Here is a 23,158-nt window from a genome sequence, read left to right as displayed (position 1 = left end):
CAGGGCAGGCACCCGTCAGACCCCGGCTGGCGGCCGTGCCGTCACCGCTCCTCGCGAGGGGTTGGAAATCATCCCTTGACCAACGCGCGCTCGATGATCGGGGCGAGATCCAGCCCGGCGGGCAGGGTTCCGAAGGCACCGCCCCACTGCCCGCCGAGCCGGCTGGCCAGGAACGCCTCGGCCACCGCCGGGTGACCGTGGCGGATCAGCAGCGAGCCCTGCAGGGCCAGGCTGATGTCCTCGGCGATCTTTCGGGCGCGGTATTCGATGTTGTCGAACGTGCCGAGCTGCTCCTTGAGCGCCGCGGCGTGGGCGTCCAGCCGTGGATCCTGTCCCAGCGCCAACTCGTCGAACATCACTTCGACACACTCGGGGCGAGTAGCCATGGCGCGCAACGTATCCAGGGCGCTGACGTTGCCGGAACCCTCCCAGATGCCCATCAGCGGAGCCTCGCGGTACAACCGCGGCATACCGGATTCCTCGACGTAGCCGTTGCCGCCCAGGCATTCCATCGTCTCACCCGCGTGCGGGGTAGCGCGCTTGCACACCCAGTATTTTCCGGCAGCCAACCCGATGCGGCGCAGTAGCGCTTCGCGTTCGTCGCCGCGCACCGCCTTGTCGGTGGCCCCGGCCATCCGCATGGCGAGCATCGTGGCCGCTTCGGCTTCCACGGCGAGGTCGGCAAGTACGTTGCGCATCAATGGCTGGTCAATCAAGTAGGTGCCGAACACCTTTCGGTGCTGGGCGTGGTGCACCGCACGGCTCAGCCCGGTACGCATACTGGTGGCGCTGCCCAACGTACAGTCGAGCCGGGTCAGGTTGACCATCTCGATGATGGTCTTCACACCCTGACCTTCCTCGCCGACCAGCCACGCCACCGCGCCGTCGTACTCGACCTCGCCGGAGGCATTGGCATGATTTCCGAGCTTGTCCTTGAGGCGCTGCAAGAACATTCGGTTGCGGCTGCCATCGGGCAGCACCCGCGGCAGGAAGAAACAGCTCAGCCCACCGGACGATCCTCCGTCGCTTCGCTCGTCTCTGCGCGCTTGGGCCAACACCAAGAAGATGTCGCCCATCGGCGCCGAGGTGAACCATTTGTGCCCGGTGAGCGAGTAGGTGCCGTCACCGTTGGGCACAGCCTGCGTGGTACCGGCCCGGACGTCGGAGCCACCTTGCTTCTCGGTCATCGACATGCCCGCGGTGATGCCGGGTTTGGTCGACGGCACCTTGAGCTCGGGGTCGTAGACTCGACTGGTCAGCAGGGGTTCGTAAACCTTGGCCAGCTTTGGGTTGAACCGCAGCGCGGGGACCACGGCGTATGTCATCGAGATCGGACACATGTGACCGGGCTCGGCGGTCCACACCGAGGTCTTGGCGGCGCGCACCACGTGGGATCCGGGCCGGTCATCGGCCCATGGTGCCGCGTGCAAGCCGTGCTTGATCGCCGCGGCCATCAGCTCGTGGTAGGCCGGGTCGTATTCGACCTCGTCGACGCGGTAGCCGTATTGGTCGTGGGTGTGCAGGATCGGCTGGTTGCGGTCGGCAAGCTCGCCCCAGCGCTGGACCTGGGCGCTGCCGCTGAGCGCACCGACCGCGTTGACCTCGTCGAGACCCCACTCACCACCTTCGCGAATGAGTGCCTCGGTCAACACCGGTGAGGCCGCGGAGTTGAAGTTCTCGAGCGGCGGGACCTGATTGGTGACGACGTGGGTGGCCGCGGACGCGAGGAGCGCAGGGTCAACCGCGGACGCGAGGAGCGCAGGGTCAACCGCGGACGCGAGGAGCGCAGGGTCAACCGCGGACGCGAGGAGCGCAGGATTGTGAGCCATACCCCAGTGTTACAGTTTCTCGACAGTTGTTCAAGAGTTGTAATGACCGCCGGAAACCCCCGTGCCCGCGTTTGCGAGCAGACATCTCTAGGCGCCGACGTCGGATTCGCGTGCGGACCGCCGCGCTTCATAGCGGTTCAACACCGTCACCACTACGGCCGCCAAGGCCCAGCCCAGCAGGATATCGATCACGTAGTGCTCGGCGGTGTAGACCAACGTGAATGCCATGATCAGGACGTAACCCACCAAGACCGGCCGCCAGCCGCGGTTGACGCGGTTCCACAGAAACGCCGAGACCGCCGCTGTCAGTCCGGCATGTAGTGATGGAATGGCCGCCACCAGATTTACGCTCGCCTGGCCTTGATCGATCAACGCTGTCGCAGTGTGCAGGTTGAGCTTGCCCCAGCCGCGCGTGACGATTCGCTCGATCCACTCATGCCCGCCGTCCCGGTTGCCCTGCATCGCCCCGAGCAGTCCGCCGTTGGTGGTCTCGCGCGCCGAGCGGAACATGCACCGCGGGCCGGACGGACCACCGTCGACATCATCTGCGGTACACCGGGCTGCAGCCCACGGCGGCGCGGCGGGCAGCAACGCATAAATCATCAGTGCCGCGAACGACAGCCCGACGAACAGCCGCACGAACCGTTTCCACTCCTCACGGTCACGCAGCCACAACACCCCGGCGACAACGTACGGCAGGATGAAGAACGACATGTAGACCGTGCTGATCACGATCTCCCACCACGGCGGGTTCAGAGCCTTGAGTCGTTCCTGTAGCCACACCGTCGGTACTGTCCCGAAGAACATCCAGCGGTCCGCGTTGACCTGCCACTGCCAGAGGGTCGGCCGCCCGATCAACGTCGCCGCTCCCCTGCTGAAGTCGTAGGCGACGAGCACCAACGCGAACGGAAGCCAGTCTCGGATGACGTAGAGCATGCGCCGGCCCTGTCCGATGCTGGCGGCCAGCAGGCCCGTAGAGATGTAGAGCAGCAACAGTTCTCGATTGAATGCGAAACCGTCGGTGACCGTCCGATAACCGACGATGACAGCCCAGACCGCGACCGCTAGATAGCGCACGATACGCAACAAAAGCGCGCGGCGCGCGGCGGCCTCCGCTGGAGGATCGACCGGTGATCGCACGATTGACTGCCCTTCGTCAATCATGGACACCCGGACAAGGCTAGTTCACCGGCCGCTAACCCCCCGTTTGGGAACCGTTTCTGGCGTGGCGGCTCAGCCCACAGTGTGCTCGCGGAGGAACGCGATGTCGTCCTTGCGACCTTCCTCGGACGTCTCACAGATCACCGGAGCGTCGGCGGCGTTGACCACCGCGGCCAGCAGGTGTGGATCGATCTGTCCCAGACCGAAATTGGCGTGCCGGTCGGCGCCGGAGCCTGCGGCATCCCGGGAGTCGTTGCAGTGCACCAGATCGATGCGCCCGGTGATGGCCTTGATGCGGTCCACCGCGTCGACCAGCGCCTCGCCCGCGGCCCATGCGTGGCAGGTGTCCAGGCAGAAGCCAATACCCTTGTCACCGATGCGGTCCCACAGCCGGGCGATGGTGTCGAAATGGCGGGCCATGGCGTGGTCCCCACCCGCGGTGTTCTCCAGATACACCGGTACGTCGGAATTCAGATAGTCGAGCGCCTTGCCCCAGCGCTCGAACCCGGCCTCCATGTCGTTGTCATCGGCATGCCCGCCGTGCACGATCACTGCGGTGGCGCCGATCTCGGCGGCAGCGTCGCACGTGTCCTGCAGGATCTTGCGGGATGGGATGCGCACCCGGTTGTTCGCGGACGCGACATTGATGAGGTACGGCGCATGCACGTACAGCGGAACGCTCGCGGCCTTGAGCACGGCGGCATCTTCGCGAGGCTTCGGTTTCTTCCAGCTCTGCGGGTTGCCGAGGAAGAACTGCACGACGTCGGCGCCGTCAGCGGCCGCCGCGGCCAGCGGGTCAGTGTTGTCTACATGCGAACCGATGAGCACGCCGCCAGTCTAGTGAGCCCCAGCGACACGCCCGCCTACCCGCATTGTCATCCCTGCAGGGGCGCGGGGTCTGTCACGCCAGAGTGACTGTCGCGCTCGAGTGTCACGCCAGAGTGGCGAGCCGAGGCTGTCATGTCGGCCCCACTTGTCGAGCGTCACGCCAGAGTGGCTCTCAGCGTCGGGAGCCACTCTGGCGTGACAGAGCCGTCCCGGCGACAAAGCAGTCGGCGACAGAGTAGTCCGTGACAGAGCCCATCGGCGACGGAGCGCGACCGGCCCGCACAGAGCCGCAGCCTGCACGGCCGACCGGACCCGCAGACGCAAAAGCCCCCGCCGAAGCGGGGGCTTTTCCGTAGTGACTAGCGGTAGTCCGAGTAGCCGTAATCGTCCAGCGGCACCGCAGCACCGGTGGCCTGGCCGAAGTCCGGGCTGTAGTACTGATCCTCGTAGGACGGGATCGTGTACGCAGCAGCGCGGGCCTCTTCGGTGGGCTGCACCTGGATGTTGCGGTAGCGGTTGATACCGGTACCGGCCGGGATCAGCTTGCCGATGATCACGTTCTCCTTCAGACCCTGCAGCTTGTCGCTGCGGCAGTTGATCGCCGCATCGGTCAGCACGCGAGTGGTCTCCTGGAACGACGCCGCCGACAGCCACGAATCGGTGGCGAGGCTCGCCTTGGTGATACCCATCAGCACCGGACGTCCGGCCGCGGGCTCGCCGCCCTCGGCCACGACGCGACGGTTCTCGGTCTCGAACTCGGCACGCTCGGTCAGCGAGCCGGGCAGGAACTCCGTCGAACCCGAATCGATGATCGTGACGCGACGCAGCATCTGCCGGACGATGACCTCGATGTGCTTGTCGTGGATCGACACACCCTGGGCCCGGTAGACCTCCTGGACCTCCTTGACGAGGTGAATCTGCACCTCGCGGGGGCCCTGGACACGCAGCACCTCGTGCGGATCGGCGGAGCCTTCCATCAGCTGGTCGCCGACCTCGACGTGGTCGCCGTCGGAGAGCACGCCCTCCGAGCCGTCCTCGTGCGTGATGACCCGCAGGCGCTGACGCTTGGTGAGCTTGTCGTAGACAACTTCCTCGCCGCCATCGTCGGGGACGATGGTGATCTTGAAGAACTTGTCGCTCTCCTCCAGCCGGACGCGGCCCGCGACGTCGGCGATGGGCGCCTTGTTCCGCGGGATACGAGCCTCGAACAGCTCCTGCACGCGAGGCAGACCACCGACGATGTCCGCACCACCGGTAACACCACCCTGGTGGAAGGTACGCATGGTCAGCTGCGTGCCGGGCTCACCGATGGACTGGGCGGCGACGATGCCGACGGCCTCGCCGATGTCGACCAGCTTGCCGGTGGCCATCGAACGGCCGTAGCACTTCGCACACACGCCGGCAGCCGACGCACAGGTCAGCACCGAACGCACCTTCACCTGCGAGATACCCGCGGCCAGCAGCGCGTCGATCGCCGGATCACCGAGATCGTGACCGCGCTCGATGATCACCTTGCCGTTGGCGTCGACCGCGTCGGTCGCCAGAGTCCGGGCGAAGGCCGAGGTCTCGACGTGCGCATCGCGGATCAGCGAACCGTCGTGGCCGCGCTCGGCCAGCGTGACGATGATGCCGCGCTCGGTCTCACAGTCGGTCTCGCGAACGATGACGTCCTGCGACACGTCGACCAGACGACGGGTCAGGTAACCCGAGTCGGCGGTACGAAGAGCGGTGTCCGCGAGGCCCTTACGAGCGCCGTGGGTGTTGATGAAGTACTCCAGCACCGTCAGGCCCTCGCGGAACGAGGACTTGATGGGACGCGGGATGAACTCACCCTTCGGGTTGGTCACCAGGCCCTTCATGCCGGCCAGGGTGCGGGTCTGGGTGAGGTTACCCGTGGCGCCGGACTTCACGATCGTGATGATCGGGTTGTCCGCCGGGTAGTACTCCTCCATCGCCTTACCGACCTCTTCGGTGGCGTCCTGCCAGATCTTGACCAGCGACTCGTTGCGCTCGGTGTGGTTGAGCGCACCGCGCTGGTACTTCTTCTCGATCGCCTCGGCCTCGGCCTCGTGGCGCTCCAGGATCTCCTGCTTCTGCGGCGGCACCAGAACGTCGGCCATCGAAACCGTGACACCCGAACGGGTGGCCCAGTGGAAGCCGGCGTCCTTGAGCTTGTCGACGGTCTGCGCCACCACGATCATCGGGTAACGCTCGGCCAGATCGTTGATGATCCGGGCCTGGACCTTCTTGTGCATCTGCTCGTTGACGAACGGATACCCGTGCGGCAGCAACTCGTTGAACAGCACCCGACCCAGCGTGGTGTCCGCGATCCAGGCGTCACCGTACTTCCAGCCGTCCTCGAACAGCTGGGCCTCGACGTCGGCCGGCGGCCGCAGATCGGTGAGCCGGACCTTGATCCGGGCACGCACCGACAGCGCACCACGGTCGAGGGCCATGATGGCCTCGGCCGGGCTGCTATACACGCCGGTCTCCGGGGTGTCCGTACCGGCCGGGGTGTACTCGCCGATGTCACCGGGAACCTCGGTGGTCAGGAAGTACAGCCCCGTCACCATGTCCAGACGCGGCATGGCCAGCGGCTTACCCGACGCAGGCGACAGGATGTTGTTCGAGGACAGCATGAGAATCCGCGCCTCGGCCTGCGCCTCTGCCGACAGCGGCAGGTGCACGGCCATCTGGTCACCGTCGAAGTCGGCGTTGAACGCCTCACACACCAGCGGGTGCAGCTGGATGGCCTTGCCTTCCACCAGCTGCGGCTCGAAGGCCTGGATGCCCAGGCGGTGCAGCGTAGGTGCACGGTTCAGCAGCACGGGGTGCTCGGCGATGACCTCTTCGAGGACGTCCCACACCTGCGGGCGCTGACGCTCGACCATGCGCTTGGCGCTCTTGATGTTCTGCGCGTGGTTCAGGTCGACCAGACGCTTCATCACGAACGGCTTGAACAGTTCCAGGGCCATCAGCTTGGGCAGACCGCACTGATGCAGCTTGAGCTGCGGACCCACGACGATAACGGAGCGACCGGAGTAATCCACGCGCTTACCGAGCAGGTTCTGCCGGAAGCGGCCCTGCTTGCCCTTGAGCAGATCGGACAGCGACTTGAGCGGACGGTTGCCCGGCCCGGTGACGGGACGACCACGACGGCCGTTGTCGAACAGCGCGTCCACGGACTCCTGAAGCATGCGCTTCTCGTTGTTGACGATGATCTCGGGTGCGCCGAGGTCGATCAGTCGCTTGAGCCGGTTGTTGCGGTTGATCACGCGGCGGTACAGGTCGTTCAGGTCGGAGGTGGCGAACCGGCCACCGTCGAGCTGAACCATCGGGCGCAGTTCCGGCGGGATCACCGGGACGGCGTCGAGCACCATGCCCATCGGCGAATTGCCGGACTGCTGGAAGGCCGCGACGACCTTCAGGCGCTTGAGCGCGCGCAGCTTCTTCTGGCCCTTGCCGTTCTTGATGGTGTCGCGCAGCGACTCCGCCTCGGCGTCGATGTCGAAGTTCTCGATGAGCTTCTTGATCGACTCGGCGCCCATGGCGCCGGTGAAGTACTCGCCGTAGCGGTCCTGCAGCTCGCGGTAGAGCACCTCGTCCACGATCAGCTGCTTGGGAGCCAGCTTGGTGAAGGTGCTCCAGATCTCGTCGAGCCGGTCCAGCTCGCGCTGGGCCCGGTCACGCAGCTGACGCATCTCGCGCTCGCCGCCGTCGCGCACCTTGCGGCGCACGTCAGACTTGGCACCCTCGGCCTCGAGCTCGGCCATGTCGGCCTCGAGCTTCTGGGCCCGCGCCTCCAGGTCGGAGTCACGCTGGTCCTCGACGGCCTTGCGCTCGACGGCCATCTCGGCCTCGAGCGTGGAGAGCTCGTTGTGCCGCATCTCGTCGTCGACTGCGGTGATCACGTAGGCCGCGAAGTAGATGATCTTTTCCAGATCCTTCGGGGCCAGGTCCAGCAGGTAGCCCAAGCGCGACGGGACGCCCTTGAAGTACCAGATGTGCGTGACGGGCGCGGCCAGCTCGATGTGGCCCATCCGCTCACGACGCACCTTGGCGCGAGTGACCTCGACGCCACAGCGCTCACAGATGATGCCCTTGAAGCGAACGCGCTTGTACTTACCGCAGTAGCACTCCCAGTCGCGAGTCGGTCCGAAGATCTTCTCGCAGAACAGGCCGTCCTTCTCAGGCTTGAGCGTGCGGTAGTTGATGGTCTCCGGCTTCTTGACCTCGCCGAAGGACCAGTTACGGATGTCGTCCGCGGTGGCGAGGCCGATGCGGAGTTCATCGAAGAAGTTGACGTCTAGCACGTAACTCCCTTTCCCCTTTCGGGACTAGAAAACAACTCAGTGCCCGCGGCGGTGCCGCGAATCAGGCCAAGTCTTCGACAGAGGCGGACTCGTTGCGCGACAGGTTGATACCGAGGTTGGCAGCGGCACGCTCCAGGTCCTCGTCGTCACCGTCACGCATCTCGATCGCCGCGCCGTCGCTGGAGAGCACCTCGACGTTGAGGCACAGCGACTGCAGCTCCTTGAGAAGCACCTTGAACGACTCGGGGATACCGGGTTCAGGGATGTTCTCGCCCTTGACGATGGCCTCGTAGACCTTCACGCGGCCGACCGTGTCGTCGGACTTGATCGTCAGCAGCTCCTGCAGGGTGTACGCAGCGCCGTAGGCCTGCATGGCCCAGCACTCCATCTCACCGAAGCGCTGGCCACCGAACTGCGCCTTACCACCGAGCGGTTGCTGGGTGATCATCGAGTACGGGCCAGTCGAGCGGGCGTGGATCTTGTCGTCCACTAGGTGGTGCAGCTTGAGGATGTACATGTAGCCGACCGTCACCGGGTACGGGAACGGTTCGCCGGAACGCCCGTCGAACAGCGTCGCCTTACCGTCGGCGTCGACCATGACCTCGCCATCGCGGTTCGGCAGCGTCGAACCGAGCAAGCCCTGCAGCTCACCTTCCTGCGCACCGTCGAACACCGGGGTGCTCACGATGCTGTCGCGCGGCGCGCTGTACAGATCCTCGGGCAGCTTGGTCGCCCAAGCGGGAGGTGCTCCAGCTGCGTCCGTATCTATGGTCCAGCCGGCCTTGGCCACCCATCCGAGGTGGGTTTCCAGGATCTGGCCGATGTTCATACGACGCGGCACACCGTGGGTGTTCAGGATGATGTCCACCGGGGTGCCATCGGGCAGGAACGGCATGTCCTCGACCGGCAGGATCTTGCCGATGACGCCCTTGTTGCCGTGGCGTCCGGCGAGCTTGTCGCCGTCGGAGATCTTGCGCTTCTGGGCGACGTACACGCGGACCAGCTCGTTGACACCGGCAGGCAGCTCGTCGTCGTCCTCGCGCGAGAACACGCGGATGCCGATGACCTTGCCGGACTCACCGTGCGGAACCTTGAGCGACGTGTCGCGAACCTCGCGGGCCTTCTCACCGAAGATGGCACGCAGCAGGCGCTCCTCCGGGGTCAGCTCGGTCTCACCCTTCGGGGTGACCTTGCCGACCAGGATGTCGCCGTCACGGACCTCGGCGCCGATGCGGACGATGCCGCGCTCGTCGAGATCGGCCAGGACCTCATCGGAGACGTTCGGGATGTCCCGGGTGATCTCCTCGGCGCCCAGCTTGGTGTCGCGGGCATCGATCTCGTGCTCCTCGATGTGGATCGAAGTCAGCACGTCCTCTTCCACCAGGCGGTTGGAGAGGATGATCGCGTCCTCGTAGTTGTGGCCTTCCCACGGCATGATCGCCACGAGCAGGTTCTTGCCCAGGGCCATCTCACCGTTCTCGGTGCACGGACCGTCGGCGATCACCTGGCCGGACTCGACGCGCTGCCCGGCGTCCACGATCGGACGCTGGTTGGCGCACGTGCCGTGGTTGGACCGGGCGAACTTGCGCATCCGGTAGGTGTGCCGGGTGCCGTCGTCGGCCATCACGGTGACGTAGTCGGCGGACACTTCCTCGACCACACCGGACTTGGCCGTGACCACCACGTCACCGGCGTCGATCGCGGCGCGCAGTTCCATGCCGGTACCGACCAGCGGGGCCTCGCTGCGCACCAGCGGAACCGCCTGGCGCTGCATGTTGGCACCCATCAGGGCGCGGTTGGCGTCGTCGTGCTCGAGGAACGGGATCATCGCGGTCGCGACCGACACCATCTGGCGCGGCGAGACGTCCATGTAGTCGACCTGGTCGGCCGCCACGAACTCGACCTCGCCGCCCTTCTTGCGGACCATGACGCGCTCTTCGACGAACCGGGCACCGCCATCGGTGTCGGTCGTCGGCGAGTTGGCCTGCGCCACGACGTGGCGGTCCTCCTCGTCGGCGGTCAGGTAGTCGATCTGGTCGGTGACGACACCGTCGACGACCTTGCGGTACGGGGTCTCGATGAAGCCGAACGGGTTGACCCGGGCGTACACCGACAACGAGCCGATCAGACCGATGTTCGGACCTTCAGGGGTCTCGATCGGGCACATGCGGCCGTAGTGCGACGAGTGCACGTCGCGGACCTCAAGGCCGGCGCGCTCACGGGACAGACCACCGGGGCCCAGCGCCGACAGACGACGCTTGTGGGTCAGACCCGACAGCGGGTTGTTCTGGTCCATGAACTGCGACAGCTGGCTGGTCCCGAAGAACTCCTTGATCGCCGCCACGACGGGACGGATGTTGATCAGGGTCTGCGGCGTGATCGCCTCGACGTCCTGGGTGGTCATCCGCTCGCGGACGACACGCTCCATACGCGAGAGGCCGACCCGGATCTGGTTCTGGATCAGCTCGCCGACGGTACGCAGACGACGGTTGCCGAAGTGGTCGATGTCGTCGACCTCTACGGGAACCTCGACACCATCGGGGACCGTCATCGTGGTCTGGCCCTCGTGCAGGCGCACGAGGTACTCGATGGTCGCGACGATGTCTTCTTCGGTCAGCGTGGTCGAAGTGGATGGCTGGACCTTGCTGTTGGGGTTGAGGCCCAGCTTCTTGTTGACCTTGTAACGGCCGACGCGGGCCAGGTCGTAGCGCTTCTCCTTGAAGAACAGGTTCTCCAGCAGGGTCTGCGCGGACTCCTTGGTCGGCGGCTCGCCCGGACGCAGCTTGCGGTAGATGTCCAGCAGCGCCTCGTCGGTGCCTGCGGTGCTGTCCTTCTCCAGCGTGCCCATCATGATCTCGGAGAAGCCGAAGCGCTCGGTGATCTGCTCGGCGGTCCAGCCCAGCGCCTTGAGCAGCACGGTGACCGGCTGACGGCGCTTGCGGTCGATGCGCACGCCGACGGTGTCGCGCTTGTCGACGTCGAACTCCAGCCACGCGCCGCGGCCGGGGATGACCTTGACGCTGTGCAGGGTCTTCTCGGTCGACTTGTCGATGCTCTCGTCGAAGTACACACCCGGCGAACGGACCAGCTGGCTCACCACGACACGCTCGGTGCCGTTGATGATGAAGGTGCCCTTCTCGGTCATCATCGGGAAGTCACCCATGAAGACCGTCTGGCTCTTGATCTCACCGGTGTTGTTGTTGATGAACTCGGCCGTGACGAACAGCGGGGCCGCGTACGTCATGTCCTTGTCTTTGCACTCGTCGACCGGAGCCTTGACCTCGTCGAAACGCGGGTCGGAGAAGCTCAGCGACATCGAGCCGGAGAAGTCCTCGATCGGCGAGAGCTCGGCGAGGACCTCTTCGAGGCCACCGACGGGATTGTCGTCACCGCGGTCGACAGCGTTCTGCCGCCACCGGTCGGAGCCGACCAGCCACTCGAAAGAATCGGTCTGAACGTCGAGAAGCCCCGGAACCTCAAGCGGCTCGCGGAGCTTGGCAAATGAAACTCTGTTCGGTGCTCCTGGGACGGAGTTATTGGTGTTAGCGTTCGCTGTGCTCTGGCTAGAGACTGCCAAGATGCATCCTTCCAGCACCTCACGCGACGATTCGGATGCCGGACTGCACCGGTCCTGTTGTCGCTCTGTTCTGCGTCGGTTCGGCTGGCGTTTTCCTGCTTTGAGCCTCGTCCAAACTCCCGGACGCAACGCACGCGACTAGGTACTGAGCAATGCTCAGACTAGGACCACGATGTCAGGTACAGGTGAGGTGGGCAGGATGCAGCCAGCGCAACGTCCAACGATAGCGCAGAACGGCGCATTCCTCAACCAGACAGACCCATGCTATGAGCTGGGTCACTCGTCGCTGGCTGGCGTCCTGAACCCGTTCACACATGCTGACCAACAGATTGACCCGTCTGGGCTCGTCAGTCAAGAGTTCACACGCTCCTTTAGCCAGGAAACTTGACCGGACGTCGCGGGATATTTCACGACTCAGCTCTGAGTGGGCACCTCGATGACGCCCGTCGGGTCGTCGTCCGCCGAACGATCATGCCGTTTGGTGGGCTCGTCGTACTCGTGCACGGGATACTTGTGAGTGCCCTCGAGGTCGTCCATGATCGCTGCCTGCGCGGCCGGCGGCAGGGTGTGCATCATCTCGCGCACGCGGGCCTGACGACGCGCCACCGCCTTGCGCTCGGGCATGCCGGGCGTCGCCATGAGCTGTGGCGGCACGCCCTCGATCTCTTCGACGCCGCCGTCGTGCTGGCCCAGGTCCAACATGGCCTGCTCGGCCGCGGCGGTCGCCTCGTCCTTCTCCTCGGACATTCCGATCGGCCCGATCCGCCGGCCGTTGAGGAACTGTTTGACGACTGGCTCGTCGCTGGTCAACAGCACCTCACGGGGGCCGAACATGACCAAGTGCTTACGGAACAGCATGCCCATGTTGTCCGGCACGGTTCGAGCGATGTTGATGTTGTGCGTCACGATCAGGATCGTGGCGTCGATCTGGGCATTGATGTCGATCAGCAACTGGCTCAGGTAGGCGGTACGGACCGGGTCCAGACCGGAGTCCGGCTCGTCACACAGGATGATCTTCGGATCCAGCACCAAAGCGCGGGCCAGGCCGGCACGTTTGCGCATACCGCCGGAGATCTCACCAGGGAACTTGTGCCCGTCGTTGGGCATGCCCACCAGCTCGAGCTTCTCCATGACGATGTTGCGGATTTCGCTTTCGGACTTCTTGGTGTGCTCGCGCAGCGGGAAGGCGGTGTTGTCGTAGATGTTCATCGAGCCGAACAGCGCGCCGTCCTGGAACAGCACACCGAACAGCGTGCGGATCTCGTAGAGTTCCTTGGCCGAGCACTCGATGATGTCGGTGCCGTCGATGACGATCGAGCCGCGCTCGGGACGCAGCAGACCGATCAGAGACTTCAGGAACACAGACTTCCCGGTACCGGACGGGCCCAGCAACACGCTGACCTCCCCGGCAGGGATGGTCAGGGTCACGTCTTCCCAGATCTTCGATGATCCAAATGACTTGCTGAGTCCGGTTACGTCGATTTGGACGCCCATCAAAGATCCTTCCGCCTACCCCTTGACCGCGCCACGACTCCAGCCTGTGGGTTGAGTCACCATAACCTACGCACTACCACCGCAGCAGCGTTGTGTCCACGGAATCCGCACAGCTGCCAGAACAGCAAAGATCCCCGAATCCGAGGGATTCGGGGATCTTTGGCAAGACGGAAACTACTTGACGGTGACCGAAGCGCCGGCAGCCTCGAGCTTGGCCTTGGCGTCCTCGGCGGCCTCCTTGGTGACCTTCTCCAGCAACGGCTTGGGGGCGCCGTCGACCAGATCCTTGGCTTCCTTCAGGCCCAGGCCGGAGACGATCTCGCGGACGACCTTGATGACGCCGATCTTCTTCTCGCCGGCACCCTCGAGGATGACGTCGAACTCCGACTGCTCCTCGGCGGCCTCGGCGGCGGCCGGGGCGGCACCGGCGGCCGCGACGGCGACCGGAGCGGCGGCGGTGACCTCGAAGGTCTCCTCGAACTGCTTGACGAACTCAGAGAGCTCCAGCAGCGTCATTTCCTTGAAAGCGTCGAGCAGTTCGTCGGTGGACAGCTTTGCCATGTTGATGGTCCTTCCTTATTTCTTACTGATGTATGGGGTAGGTGAAAGCGGCGGGCTCTATGCCGCTTCTTCGGATGCCTTCTTCTCCTGCAGCGCGGCGGCCAGCCGGGCGACCTGAGAAGCGGGTGCGTTGAACAGGCCGGCAGCCTTGGACAGGTTGCCCTTCATGGCGCCTGCCAGCTTGGCCAGCAGCACCTCGCGCGACTCGAGGTCGGCGATCTTCTCGACCTCGGAGATCGAGAGGGCGCGGCCGTCCATGTAGCCGCCCTTGATGACGAGCGCCTTGTGGTCCTTGGCGAACTTCTTGATCGCCTTGGCGGCGTCGACCGGCTCGCCCTGGACGAACGCGATCGCCGTCGGACCGGCGAACAGATCATCGAGGCCTTCAATGCCGGCTTCCGAGGCGGCCCGCTTCACCAGGGTGTTCTTGGCGACGGTGTACGTGGTCGAGTCGCCGAGGGAACGACGGAGTTCGGCCAGGTTTGCCACGGTGAGCCCGCGGTACTCGGTGACGACGGTGGCCGTCGCCCCCTTGAACTGCTCGGCAATGTCGGCAACCGCCGTGGCCTTATCAGCCTTGGCCATGCATGCCTCCTTGTGGTGGGTATCGGTCGATCCACCTGGACAGCCGGCGCCAAAGGCCATGAAATGACGAACGCCCCGACGCAGACAGGTCGGGGCGTGGAAATCTACGGACTTTTAAATCCGAAGGTCGCAACTAGCCTCGTCCTCCTGCGTGGGCCGCTGGGATCTCTCCCAGGCCTTCAACCGATTGCCGAGCCACTTGCTCTTCGCGCAAGCGCTCATCGGTGACCGACGGTCTTCGGTGGAACCCGATAAGAGTAGCCGAGCACCCGCCTGGCGTCCTAATTCCTCGTCCCCTGCACCGCGAACGTGCGCGTCTGTCACCCGACACACCGCGTCCGACCGCCACTATGCGCACGTTCGTCGCCGCTCAGCGTGCACCCGCGACCACCAGCAACACGAACGCCACGGCCAACAGGGCCACCCGCAGCCAATGCAGTCGGTCCCACCGATGCGCCAGCTCCCGAACCGGCGTCTCCTCGGGACCGGCTCCCACCGACGCCGCGACGCGATTGTTGATGGGCACCAGCGTGGTCAGTGACAGGACCATGATCACACCCATCAACGCGACCGCGGCAATCGCCAGCGGGGACCGCCCCAGCCACGCGACACCGACCAACGGGGCCGCCGCAGCGAAGTACCAGAACGGCATGACGCTGGGGCCGGTGCTGCAGGTCCTGTGCGACTGGGGACGCACCCACATGCAGCTCCAGATGCAGAAGCCTCAGGCGCGCAGGAGAGCGGCCGCACCGACCAGGCCGGCGTCGCCGCCCAGTTCGGCAGGCACGACGCGCAACGTGCGCAGAAACGCCAGCCCGGCATAGCACGCAAGCGCGTCGCGGATCGGTGTGAACAGCAGGTCCCCGGACTTGGCCACCCCGCCGCCGATCACGACCAAGTCGAGGTCGCACACCGCGCCCACCGACGCGATCATCGCCGCAATCGCAGTGGCACCACGTCGAAAAGCCTTGTGCGCAAGCGGCTCCCCCGCGAGGGCTGCGGCGGCCAGCGCCCCGGCGTCGGCACCCTCGGGCGCAGCCCAGCCCTGTTCGCGCGCCCACTGCACCAGGTGCGGTCCGGAGGCGATCGTCTCCACACACCCGTACCCGCCGCACGCACACAGCGCCCCGCCTTCCGGCGCAACGATGACATGTCCGACGTGTCCGGCATTCCCGGTGCGGCCGGCATACGGCGCGCCGTCGAACACCAGCCCGCCGCCGACCCCGGTCGACACCACCATGCCGAGCATGAACCGGGCACCCCGACCGGCACCCCGCCAATGCTCCCCCAACGCCAGGCATAACCCGTCGCCCCCGAGTCGCACCGGCAACCGCGACACCGACTCAACGCGTTCGACGATCGGAAACCGATGCCACTGCGTGATATTGATGGGGCTGACGGTTCCGCTCGGCAGGTCTATCGGCCCGGCTGATCCGATACCGACACCACACACTGCCCCGTCGGCCAGGCGCAGCGTGTCGACGAGCAGAGTCTCGACGGCGCCCCAGATCGTCTCGGCGTCCCCGTCCGGGGTCGGCGCGGTGGCGTGGTGCACCAGGACGCCGTCGGCGTCGACGAGACCCGCGGCGACCTTGGTTCCGCCGATGTCCAGGGCAAGGGTGAGGGTGCTCATCGCTAATGCTTGTGGGTGTTGTCTGGCTGCCGCGGATCCCCCGGATGCTCATACCCGGCCGCGAGCTCGACCAGTTCGGCACACCGCACGTCGAGCCACAGCCGGAAGGTACGTCGGCGGGCTGCGGCCAACAGGTGCTGGGCGATCCGGTCGCGCACCTGATCGAACGCCGGCGGCACCGGCTTGGCATGCCAGCCCTGTTGCTGGACTCCAGGTTTCGCCGCGAAGCGCAACGGGTTACGGGCGTGGTACGCGACAATATCCTCGTCGCTCACCTCTACGGCCCGGGTGACCTCGGTAAACACCGCCCGTGCCAGTGGCGTGGTCAGTACTGCGGCGGCCACACTGCCGATCTCCAGGCGCGCGGCCGTATCCGGCAACAGCTCGTCCTCGGTGTCGGCCCCGGCGAGGTCCGGGTGGCGGGCAGCGGCCTCGATCGCCACGACCCGTTCCGCCACTACGAGCTGCGTCAGCCAGCGGCGTAGCTGCCTGCCCTCGCTGGTACCAGGACGCGGCAGCGCCGACGCAAGGTTTCCTGCCCGCACCATCGCCTCCCGTTGGTCGATCTCACTGACCAGCACCGGCTTTCCAGCGACCACCGCAGCCACACCCATCGGGGCCGCTCGGCTCTTCGCGCAAGCGCTCACTGGTGCACCACCACCCGGACAGCAGGGGTGTACAACAGCCGCCCGGCACAGCCGACCCTGATCAGCGCCCACCATTCACCTGGCTCGATCCATTCGGGCGGCATCACGTCGAAACCGATCTGCGCCGTCCCACCTGCCGGAAGTTCAAATCCGACGGCCGCCGGCCCCATCCAGTCCCAGGTGCCCCACGGGCTGATCAAGTGCGCCTGGGCACTCAAGGCGGCCCGGGCATCAGTACCCAGCTCAACCGAAAGCTGTTTGTTATCACCGGCTTTCACCTCTATCGGCTGCAGTTCGGAGCACAGTTTGAGCACCTTCCCGCCCGGTTCACCGACGGTCACGACGCAGATGTCCTCGACCACCTGACGCCAAGACGGCGGCAACGCGGCCGAGTCGGTTCCGGTGACCACGAGTTCCGCGCGAATCGGGTAAAGCCCGGGTGCGACGCCGGCCGGCATGCCCAGTGTCACCTCCGTTTCCAGATGTTCGTCAGGCGGGAGCACGAACGGGAGTTCGGCCGGCTCCGCTGTCCACCCCGGCGGAACGATCACCCGGACCCGGCCGTGCAGTGGCGCATCGGTGCAGTCACTGGCCACGGTAAGGTGCAGCACCACCGGTGAATCCGCCGTCACGGTAAGGCTTTCCGGGTGCAGATGCGCCACAGCTGGCAGGCCACCCAGCGGTGCCGGGCCTCGATTGTGCAGCCAGTACCGAGCGTAGAGCGGTTGGACAGCCTCGGCCTCCGGGGCCAATGCGCGGTGCTCCGCACGTAATATCCGGGGCAGGTTCAGCCGGGTTGACACCGTTGCTATCTCAAAACCACTCAGCCCCAATTGGTCTCGCGGTACCTGCTGCATGCGGGACTCCTCGAGCAGAGTGAGGCGTGTCAGAGGTACCAAGCGCAGCCCGGATCGGATTTGCACATCGGTTGCCTTACCGCAGATTTCGACCAGCCGAGCGGTGATGCCGCCAGCCGGGTCAGCGGGCCGCACACTGCCGGAGGACAACGGATTGCCGGTGGGCTTGAGCGCGTCGAGTCGCACCTGTCCGGCCGGCTCGATCTCCAGCAGAGAACCCCACGACGGCAGGCCACCGGCCGGGCTGCGCCCAGCCGGTACCGCCCGCAGCGGCCGGTTGAATTCCGCCCCGCGCGCGGCGACGCCGACCTCACGCCAGTCACCATCGCCGGCCACCACTGCGTAGTCGAAAGTATGTGTCCAGTGCTGTAATTGGAAATTAGAACCGTCGGGTGCGGTCCTTCGCGGCGGGTCGATCCACGTGCCCGACGGCCAGCCGGTGCACGACCGCATGAGCGAGGTGTGCAGGGTGCCGTCAGGCTCGACGGCGAACCCCGGCACACCTCGGTTGAGCACCGCAACCGTGCGCTGCTCGAACGCTTCGGCCTCGGTCGGCACATGCTGGTCGACGACGATCTCGGCGTCGGCGAGGTCGTCGACCACCGCCGTGAGGTCGCCGGCCAGGATCAACACCGGCAAGGCCCGCGGCGCACGCAGGTCGGCGTCGGGAACCCACTGCTCAGCCAGTGGCGTCGTCGCGGGCACCCACACCCTGGCCGATCCGGTGGCGTCCAGCTGACGTTTGAGTTCGTCACTATAGGCGACATCGGCTTCGGCGAGAACTGCTGCAGTGAAAGAGTTTTCACTGGGTCCGCCGAGAGCGAGCCGGGTGTCGGGCAGGTTGGAATCCACGGCCAGGTTGCCGTAGCGAGGTTTGTCGGCGCTGCTGCAGGTGGCGGTCACCCCGGCACGGACGAGTGCGACCATCAGCTCTCGCGGGTCAGCTGCATCCGAGGAAGCGATGAGGTCCGGCGTGACCACTTCTGCCACCGACACCGCCCGCATCGTGTCCCCGACCTTGATACGCACCGCCGAGGACAGACCGAACCAGCCGTAGGCGGGGTTGTCCAGCGTCCATGGATGCTGTGCCGTGTCGACTGCGGTCTGTTCGTGATCATGCAGCAGACCGAAGCCGCGCCCGATGACCGCGTCGCCGACTTCACTGACCGGCAGCGCACCGGGCACGGGACACGGCCAACGCAGTCGCAGCAGTTTGTCGGATCCGGTGAAGTCATCGATCGTGGTGCGGCAGTCGACGCGATCCAGGCCGTGCCACAGGGTGATCGTCTGGGTATACCGGAGCAGCCCGTCGATGCGGCCGCGCACGGTCAGCCGCTGCCCCAATACACTTCGGTGGCAAAGGACTTCGTCGGCCGCACCGCTGGAGGAGCAAACGACAGGCCCCTTGGGCAGCAGGTGCCACGGACCCTCACCGGCTTGCGGATGGGCCGGGTATTCGTCGTACACCGCCAGTTCGTTGCCCACCGCTCCGTCGGCGATCAGTTCGCGGCCGGCCCGGATCAGTGAGACCACCCCGCCGCCTCGAGCCGGGTCGACCGTCAGTCGATAGCGGTCGTTCTCGATCGTGTGCCCCACCAACGGTTCCCACCCCTGCACCGAGCCGTCGGCGAACCGGTAGGCACGCCAGCCCAGCGAAGGCACGTCGCGGGCCAAAAAGCTCACGGTCCTGCCGCCGTGTTCGACCAGAACGGGCACCTCGGAGCCGTCGGTGTCGAGCAGCACGCCACCCAACGGCACGTCGAGATGCACGGTGACCAGATCTGTACGCTTGTGCGCCAACGGGTTCCATACCACCAGGGATCCGTACACCGCCTCAGAGAGCAGCGCCAGCGCATTGTCTCGGGCGACGCGGCCCAGCTCCCACGCGTCACGCCATCCGGTCAGCAGATCGAGGTAGACCTGATCGGATTCCGATCCGGTGATGGCGTCGTGGTGCGCGCCGTAAGCCAGTTGCACCCACGCTTTGGCAAGCGCCGCCTGCGGGTAGTCCGCACCCCCGAGCAGGCTCGCGAACACCGCGAAGCGTTCGGCATCGAGCACCACGTCCTCGGCGGCCCGGTTGGCCTGTTTGGTGTCGATGTAGGAGACGTCCTTGCCGGTGTAGATCGGGTTCATGTCCCGGGTCTGCGGCGAGGGTTTGCCGCCGCGGGAGTCGAGTTCGGCTCGTACCGCGGCGAAGAACTCGCTGGGCAGTGCGCACACGAACTTCGGCCAGAGGTAGCGGGCGTTCCAGTCGCGGTGGATCTGGGTGACCCATTTGTTGGGCGGGGTGTAGTCGGTGCCGACCGGCAGCAGCACGTTGCGGGTCAGGGCGACGCGCTTGAGTTTGGTGAACAGCCGGTAGGTGGACTCTTCGGCATCGGCCAGCGTGGCCGCGGAATCCATCCACCAACCGGCCGAGTAGTGCGCCGGCATGTAGTGGGTCAGCAGCCCGCGACCCGACGGGGCGATCCACTCGAATTCGCTGGCGAACTGCATGCGTTCGGGGTCACCGTCGTTCTGCATCGGACCCCACTGGTGATGCGGTCCACGGGCCCACGAACTGGATGTCAGGCCCGCGTCGGCCGCCATGCCGGGGAACTGCGGATCGTGTCCGAACACGTCGAGCTGCCATGCCGTCGCGGGGTTTGCGCCGAGCACGTCACGCTGGAAGCCCATGCCCGCCACGAAGTTTCGGATGGCTGTCTCGGGACTGGTGAGGTTGGTGTTCGGTTCGTTGTAGGTGCCGCCCATGATCTCGACGCGGCCCTCGGCGATGAACCGGCGCAGATCGGCCCGGTCTTCGGGGTGGGCATCCCAGTAGGGCTTGAGGTAGTCCACCTCGGCCAGCACGAACTTGTATTCCGGTTCGCGGCGGGCCATTTCCAGATGCGCGTGAACCAGGTCGAAGCCGTTGGTCTGTCGGCACCGGCCGGGTGGGTCCTCGGTCCACACGCTGGTGTAGGCGGCCTGGGTGTTCCACCACACCGGGTCATAGTGAAAGTGGCTGATCATGTACATCGTCCAGCCCGGTTCGGCAACGGTGAACTCGAACTCCAGTCCGTCGACCACGGCGGCGCGCGTCTCCCCGGGGATCGGATCGCGCACGGTCACCGGCACCTCGACCACGCCGTCACCCGGGCCCGCGACAGCGTGCCCGGACAAGCCGTCGCCCTCTACCCGGACGGTCGCCGGAGCGGTACATCCCGTGTAGGTCACTCGGGCCAGCTGCACCGGTAGATCCGAAGAACCGACGAATAATTCCGTGGACTCCGCGGCGATGACGGGCATGCAGCGACCTTACGTTTGTGCAACGCTCCGGGACAGGCGTTCGGCCATTGCCCGCACGGCCGTGGTCAGCTCACGCGGCTCAAGCACCTCGAAATCGTGCCCCACTGTGGCGAAGTACATCACCATGCGTTGCGGGTCGTCGGCTCCGGCGGTCACGATGCACGCATCGGACCCGTCCGCCTCGACGATAGCTGAGGCCGGTGAAAACATCGGTGCCACAACGTCTTGCGGGGCCTGGTACCGCACCCGGGCCACATACCGGTACGGCGACGCGCTGATCGCCCGGCGCACGTAGTCGGCCGGGTCGGGCGCGTCCCGCGGTGTGAAGGTGCTGCCCAGCGCCCTGACCTCGGACATCCGGTCCAGGCGCAGCGTACGCCAGTCGGCGCGGTCGCGGTCGTAGGCCATCAGATACCACCGGCGACCAGTGGTGACGAGCTGATAGGGCTCCAGCCGTCGTTGCGTGTCGTTGCCACGGACGTCGGTGTAGCCGGCGGCGACGTGTTCGCGGTCGCGGCAGGCACGGGCCAGGGTCATCAGCACATCGGGTTCGACCGGCGCGTCCGATGAGTCGGGTGCCAGGGTGACGGTGGCGTCGTGCACCGCCGCTACCTGTGAGCGCAGCCGCGCCGGCATCACCTGGTCGAGTTTGGACAGTGCCCGCAGGGCCGATTCCCCGACGCCGGCGACGCTGCCGCCGGCGGCCAGGCGCAGGCAGACGGCCATCGCGACAGCTTCGTCCGGGTCGAGCAGCAGCGGGGGCAGCGCCGCCCCGGCACCGAGCTGATAGCCACCGCCGTGCCCCTTGCTGGCGTGCACCGGATATCCCAGGTCGCGCAGCCGCTCGACGTCGCGCCGGACGCTGCGGGCGGTAACGCCGAGCCGCTCGGAGAGTTCCTCCCCCGACCAGACGCGACGCGACTGCAGCAGGCCGAGCAATTGGAGGACCCGGCCGGTCGTTTCAGCCATGGACAAAGTCTGCCGCATTCTTAGGACAGGAACTGTCCTCTATGGGTGCAAAGGTGGCTTTATGCAGAGAAACCCGCTGGCCGATCAGTTGGACTACCACTGGATCCACCAGCTGCGCCCCCGGTTGGAGGGACTCACCGACGCCGAGTACTTCTGGCAGCCGGTCCCCGACTGCTGGACGGTCCATCCCGACGGCGCCATCGACTTCAGCTATCCCCCGCCGCAGCCCGAACCGTTCACAACCATCGCGTGGCGGCTGGCGCACGTCATCGTCGGCGTGTTCGCCATGCGCAACTACGCGCACTTCGGCGGCCCGCCCGCCGACTACCAGTCCTGGCCGTACGCCACCGACGCGGCCACCGCCCTGACCCAGCTCGACACCGCGTATCGAGTCTGGATCGACGGAGTCCGGTCCCTCGGCGACGATGAGCTGAACAAGCCGATCGGACCGGCCGAAGGGCAATGGGCCGACTACTCGATGACCGAGCTGATTCTGCACATCAACCGGGAGGCCATCCATCACGGTGCCGAAATCGCGTGCATCCGAGACCTTTACGCGCATTCACACCACAACCAGGAGAACTGAACCATGCCCGGATTGCCCACACCGGCCGCCGACGAGCGTCAGAGCCTGATCGAGTTCCTGCGCCACAATCAGAACGCATTCGTGGCGGTGTGCCACGGCCTCACCGACGAGCAGGCCCGCTGTACTCCATCGGTGAGCGCGCTGTCGGTGGGCGGCCTGATCAAGCATGTCACCGCGGTGCAACGCAGTTGGGCGGACCGCGTCAGGTCAGCACCGGGCTTCCCGGCGCCAGACCCGCGGCCGATGGCCGAGATCATGGCCGAGTACGCCGACCAGCATGTGATGCGCGAGGACGAAACCCTCGATGGTCTGGTCGCCGCGCTGACGGCAGAGAACGCCGCCACCCGGCAAACGTTCGCCGAGGCCGACGTGAACACACCCGTCCCGGTTCCTCAGGACGTGCCGTGGTTCCCCAAGGACATCGAACACTGGTCGCCGCGCTGGGTGGCCATGCATCTGGTGGAGGAGCTCGCCCGGCATGCCGGGCACGCTGACATCATCCGTGAATCCGTCGATGGGGCAACGATGTACGAGTTGATGGCCGCCGCGGAGGAATGGCCAGAGACCGAGTGGATCAAGCGGTGGCGGCCGGGCCCATTCCGGAGTTCCGGCAGGCGCAGGCCCGAGTTGCCGGCGGCGTCGACCCCATCTTGGCGCCGCATACCGTACCGACATATGTGCCCGGCAGTGATCCGACACTCAGCCGCGACCAGGTCGAGCACAGCTTCGCCTGACATGACGAATGGCACGGTTGTGCACACAAGCCGGCCTGAGCAGCGATTAAGCGGTTGTGTGCATTGCGCGCACGCCGTCGCACTGTGATACAC

14 protein-coding genes and 2 pseudogenes are annotated in these 23,158 nt (G+C 66.0%); 3 read left to right on the top strand and 13 right to left on the bottom strand.

Annotated features, from left to right (window positions below; all coding sequences use genetic code 11):
• Positions 1-68: 68 nt before the first annotated feature.
• From H276_RS0117255 to H276_RS0117190, 13 genes are all read right to left on the bottom strand, one after another.
• Complete coding sequence (locus H276_RS0117255; RefSeq protein WP_019972547.1) at positions 69-1,829, bottom strand: acyl-CoA dehydrogenase family protein; 1,761 nt, start codon at positions 1,827-1,829, stop codon at positions 69-71.
• 87 nt (positions 1,830-1,916) lie between these two features.
• Entirely contained in the window at positions 1,917-2,993 is a 1,077-nt protein-coding gene (locus H276_RS0117250) for a phosphatase PAP2 family protein (RefSeq protein WP_019972546.1), read from the bottom strand.
• A gap of 69 nt (positions 2,994-3,062) precedes the next feature.
• Complete coding sequence (locus tag H276_RS0117245; RefSeq protein WP_019972545.1) at positions 3,063-3,818, bottom strand: deoxyribonuclease IV; 756 nt, start codon at positions 3,816-3,818, stop codon at positions 3,063-3,065.
• A gap of 359 nt (positions 3,819-4,177) precedes the next feature.
• Positions 4,178-8,131: a DNA-directed RNA polymerase subunit beta' gene (locus H276_RS0117240; RefSeq protein WP_019972544.1), complete on the bottom strand. Its 3,954-nt coding sequence runs from the start codon at positions 8,129-8,131 to the stop codon at positions 4,178-4,180.
• A 61-nt stretch (positions 8,132-8,192) separates the two neighbouring features.
• A complete protein-coding gene (locus tag H276_RS0117235; RefSeq protein WP_019972543.1) occupies positions 8,193-11,726 on the bottom strand; it encodes a DNA-directed RNA polymerase subunit beta in 3,534 nt (1,177 codons plus the stop codon).
• 396 nt (positions 11,727-12,122) lie between these two features.
• Complete coding sequence (locus H276_RS0117230; protein ID WP_026357113.1) at positions 12,123-13,202, bottom strand: ABC transporter ATP-binding protein; 1,080 nt, start codon at positions 13,200-13,202, stop codon at positions 12,123-12,125.
• A gap of 174 nt (positions 13,203-13,376) precedes the next feature.
• Positions 13,377-13,763 carry a 50S ribosomal protein L7/L12 gene (gene rplL, locus H276_RS0117225; protein ID WP_019972541.1) on the bottom strand — a complete coding sequence of 129 codons (387 nt, stop codon included), beginning with the start codon at positions 13,761-13,763 and terminating at the stop codon, positions 13,377-13,379.
• Positions 13,764-13,820: 57 nt separating this feature from the next.
• The gene (gene rplJ / locus H276_RS0117220; protein WP_018598697.1) at positions 13,821-14,348 is read right to left on the bottom strand and encodes a 50S ribosomal protein L10; all 528 of its coding nucleotides are present in this window, start codon (positions 14,346-14,348) and stop codon (positions 13,821-13,823) included.
• A gap of 370 nt (positions 14,349-14,718) precedes the next feature.
• A complete protein-coding gene (locus H276_RS23210) occupies positions 14,719-15,045 on the bottom strand; it encodes a DUF1772 domain-containing protein (RefSeq protein WP_231376704.1) in 327 nt (108 codons plus the stop codon).
• A 27-nt stretch (positions 15,046-15,072) separates the two neighbouring features.
• Positions 15,073-15,981, bottom strand: a complete 909-nt coding sequence (locus tag H276_RS0117205; protein ID WP_019972538.1) for an ROK family protein — start codon at positions 15,979-15,981, stop codon at positions 15,073-15,075.
• Positions 15,982-15,983: 2 nt separating this feature from the next.
• Positions 15,984-16,595: a hypothetical protein gene (locus H276_RS0117200; RefSeq protein WP_019972537.1), complete on the bottom strand. Its 612-nt coding sequence runs from the start codon at positions 16,593-16,595 to the stop codon at positions 15,984-15,986.
• 29 nt (positions 16,596-16,624) lie between these two features.
• Complete coding sequence (locus tag H276_RS0117195; protein ID WP_019972536.1) at positions 16,625-20,776, bottom strand: NEW3 domain-containing protein; 4,152 nt, start codon at positions 20,774-20,776, stop codon at positions 16,625-16,627.
• 9 nt (positions 20,777-20,785) lie between these two features.
• A complete protein-coding gene (locus H276_RS0117190; RefSeq protein WP_019972535.1) occupies positions 20,786-21,745 on the bottom strand; it encodes a YafY family protein in 960 nt (319 codons plus the stop codon).
• A 61-nt stretch (positions 21,746-21,806) separates the two neighbouring features.
• Here H276_RS0117190 and H276_RS0117185 point away from each other — a divergent pair, with 61 nt between their 5' ends.
• The 3 genes and pseudogenes from H276_RS0117185 to H276_RS25370 all read left to right on the top strand — a co-directional run.
• Positions 21,807-22,331: a DinB family protein gene (locus H276_RS0117185; RefSeq protein WP_019972534.1), complete on the top strand. Its 525-nt coding sequence runs from the start codon at positions 21,807-21,809 to the stop codon at positions 22,329-22,331.
• Between the two features lie 3 nt (positions 22,332-22,334).
• Positions 22,335-22,922, top strand: a pseudogene (locus H276_RS23205) (DinB family protein); the annotation flags it as partial.
• Positions 22,916-23,065 (top strand): annotated as a pseudogene (locus H276_RS25370) (DUF2236 domain-containing protein); the annotation flags it as partial. The pseudogenes H276_RS23205 and H276_RS25370, both read left to right, overlap by 7 nt.
• Positions 23,066-23,158 lie beyond the last annotated feature (93 nt).

This window comes from Mycobacterium sp. 141 (assembly GCF_000382405.1).
Classification (GTDB): Bacteria; Actinomycetota; Actinomycetes; order Mycobacteriales; family Mycobacteriaceae; genus Mycobacterium.
This window is presented reverse-complemented; position numbering and strand designations above follow the sequence as displayed.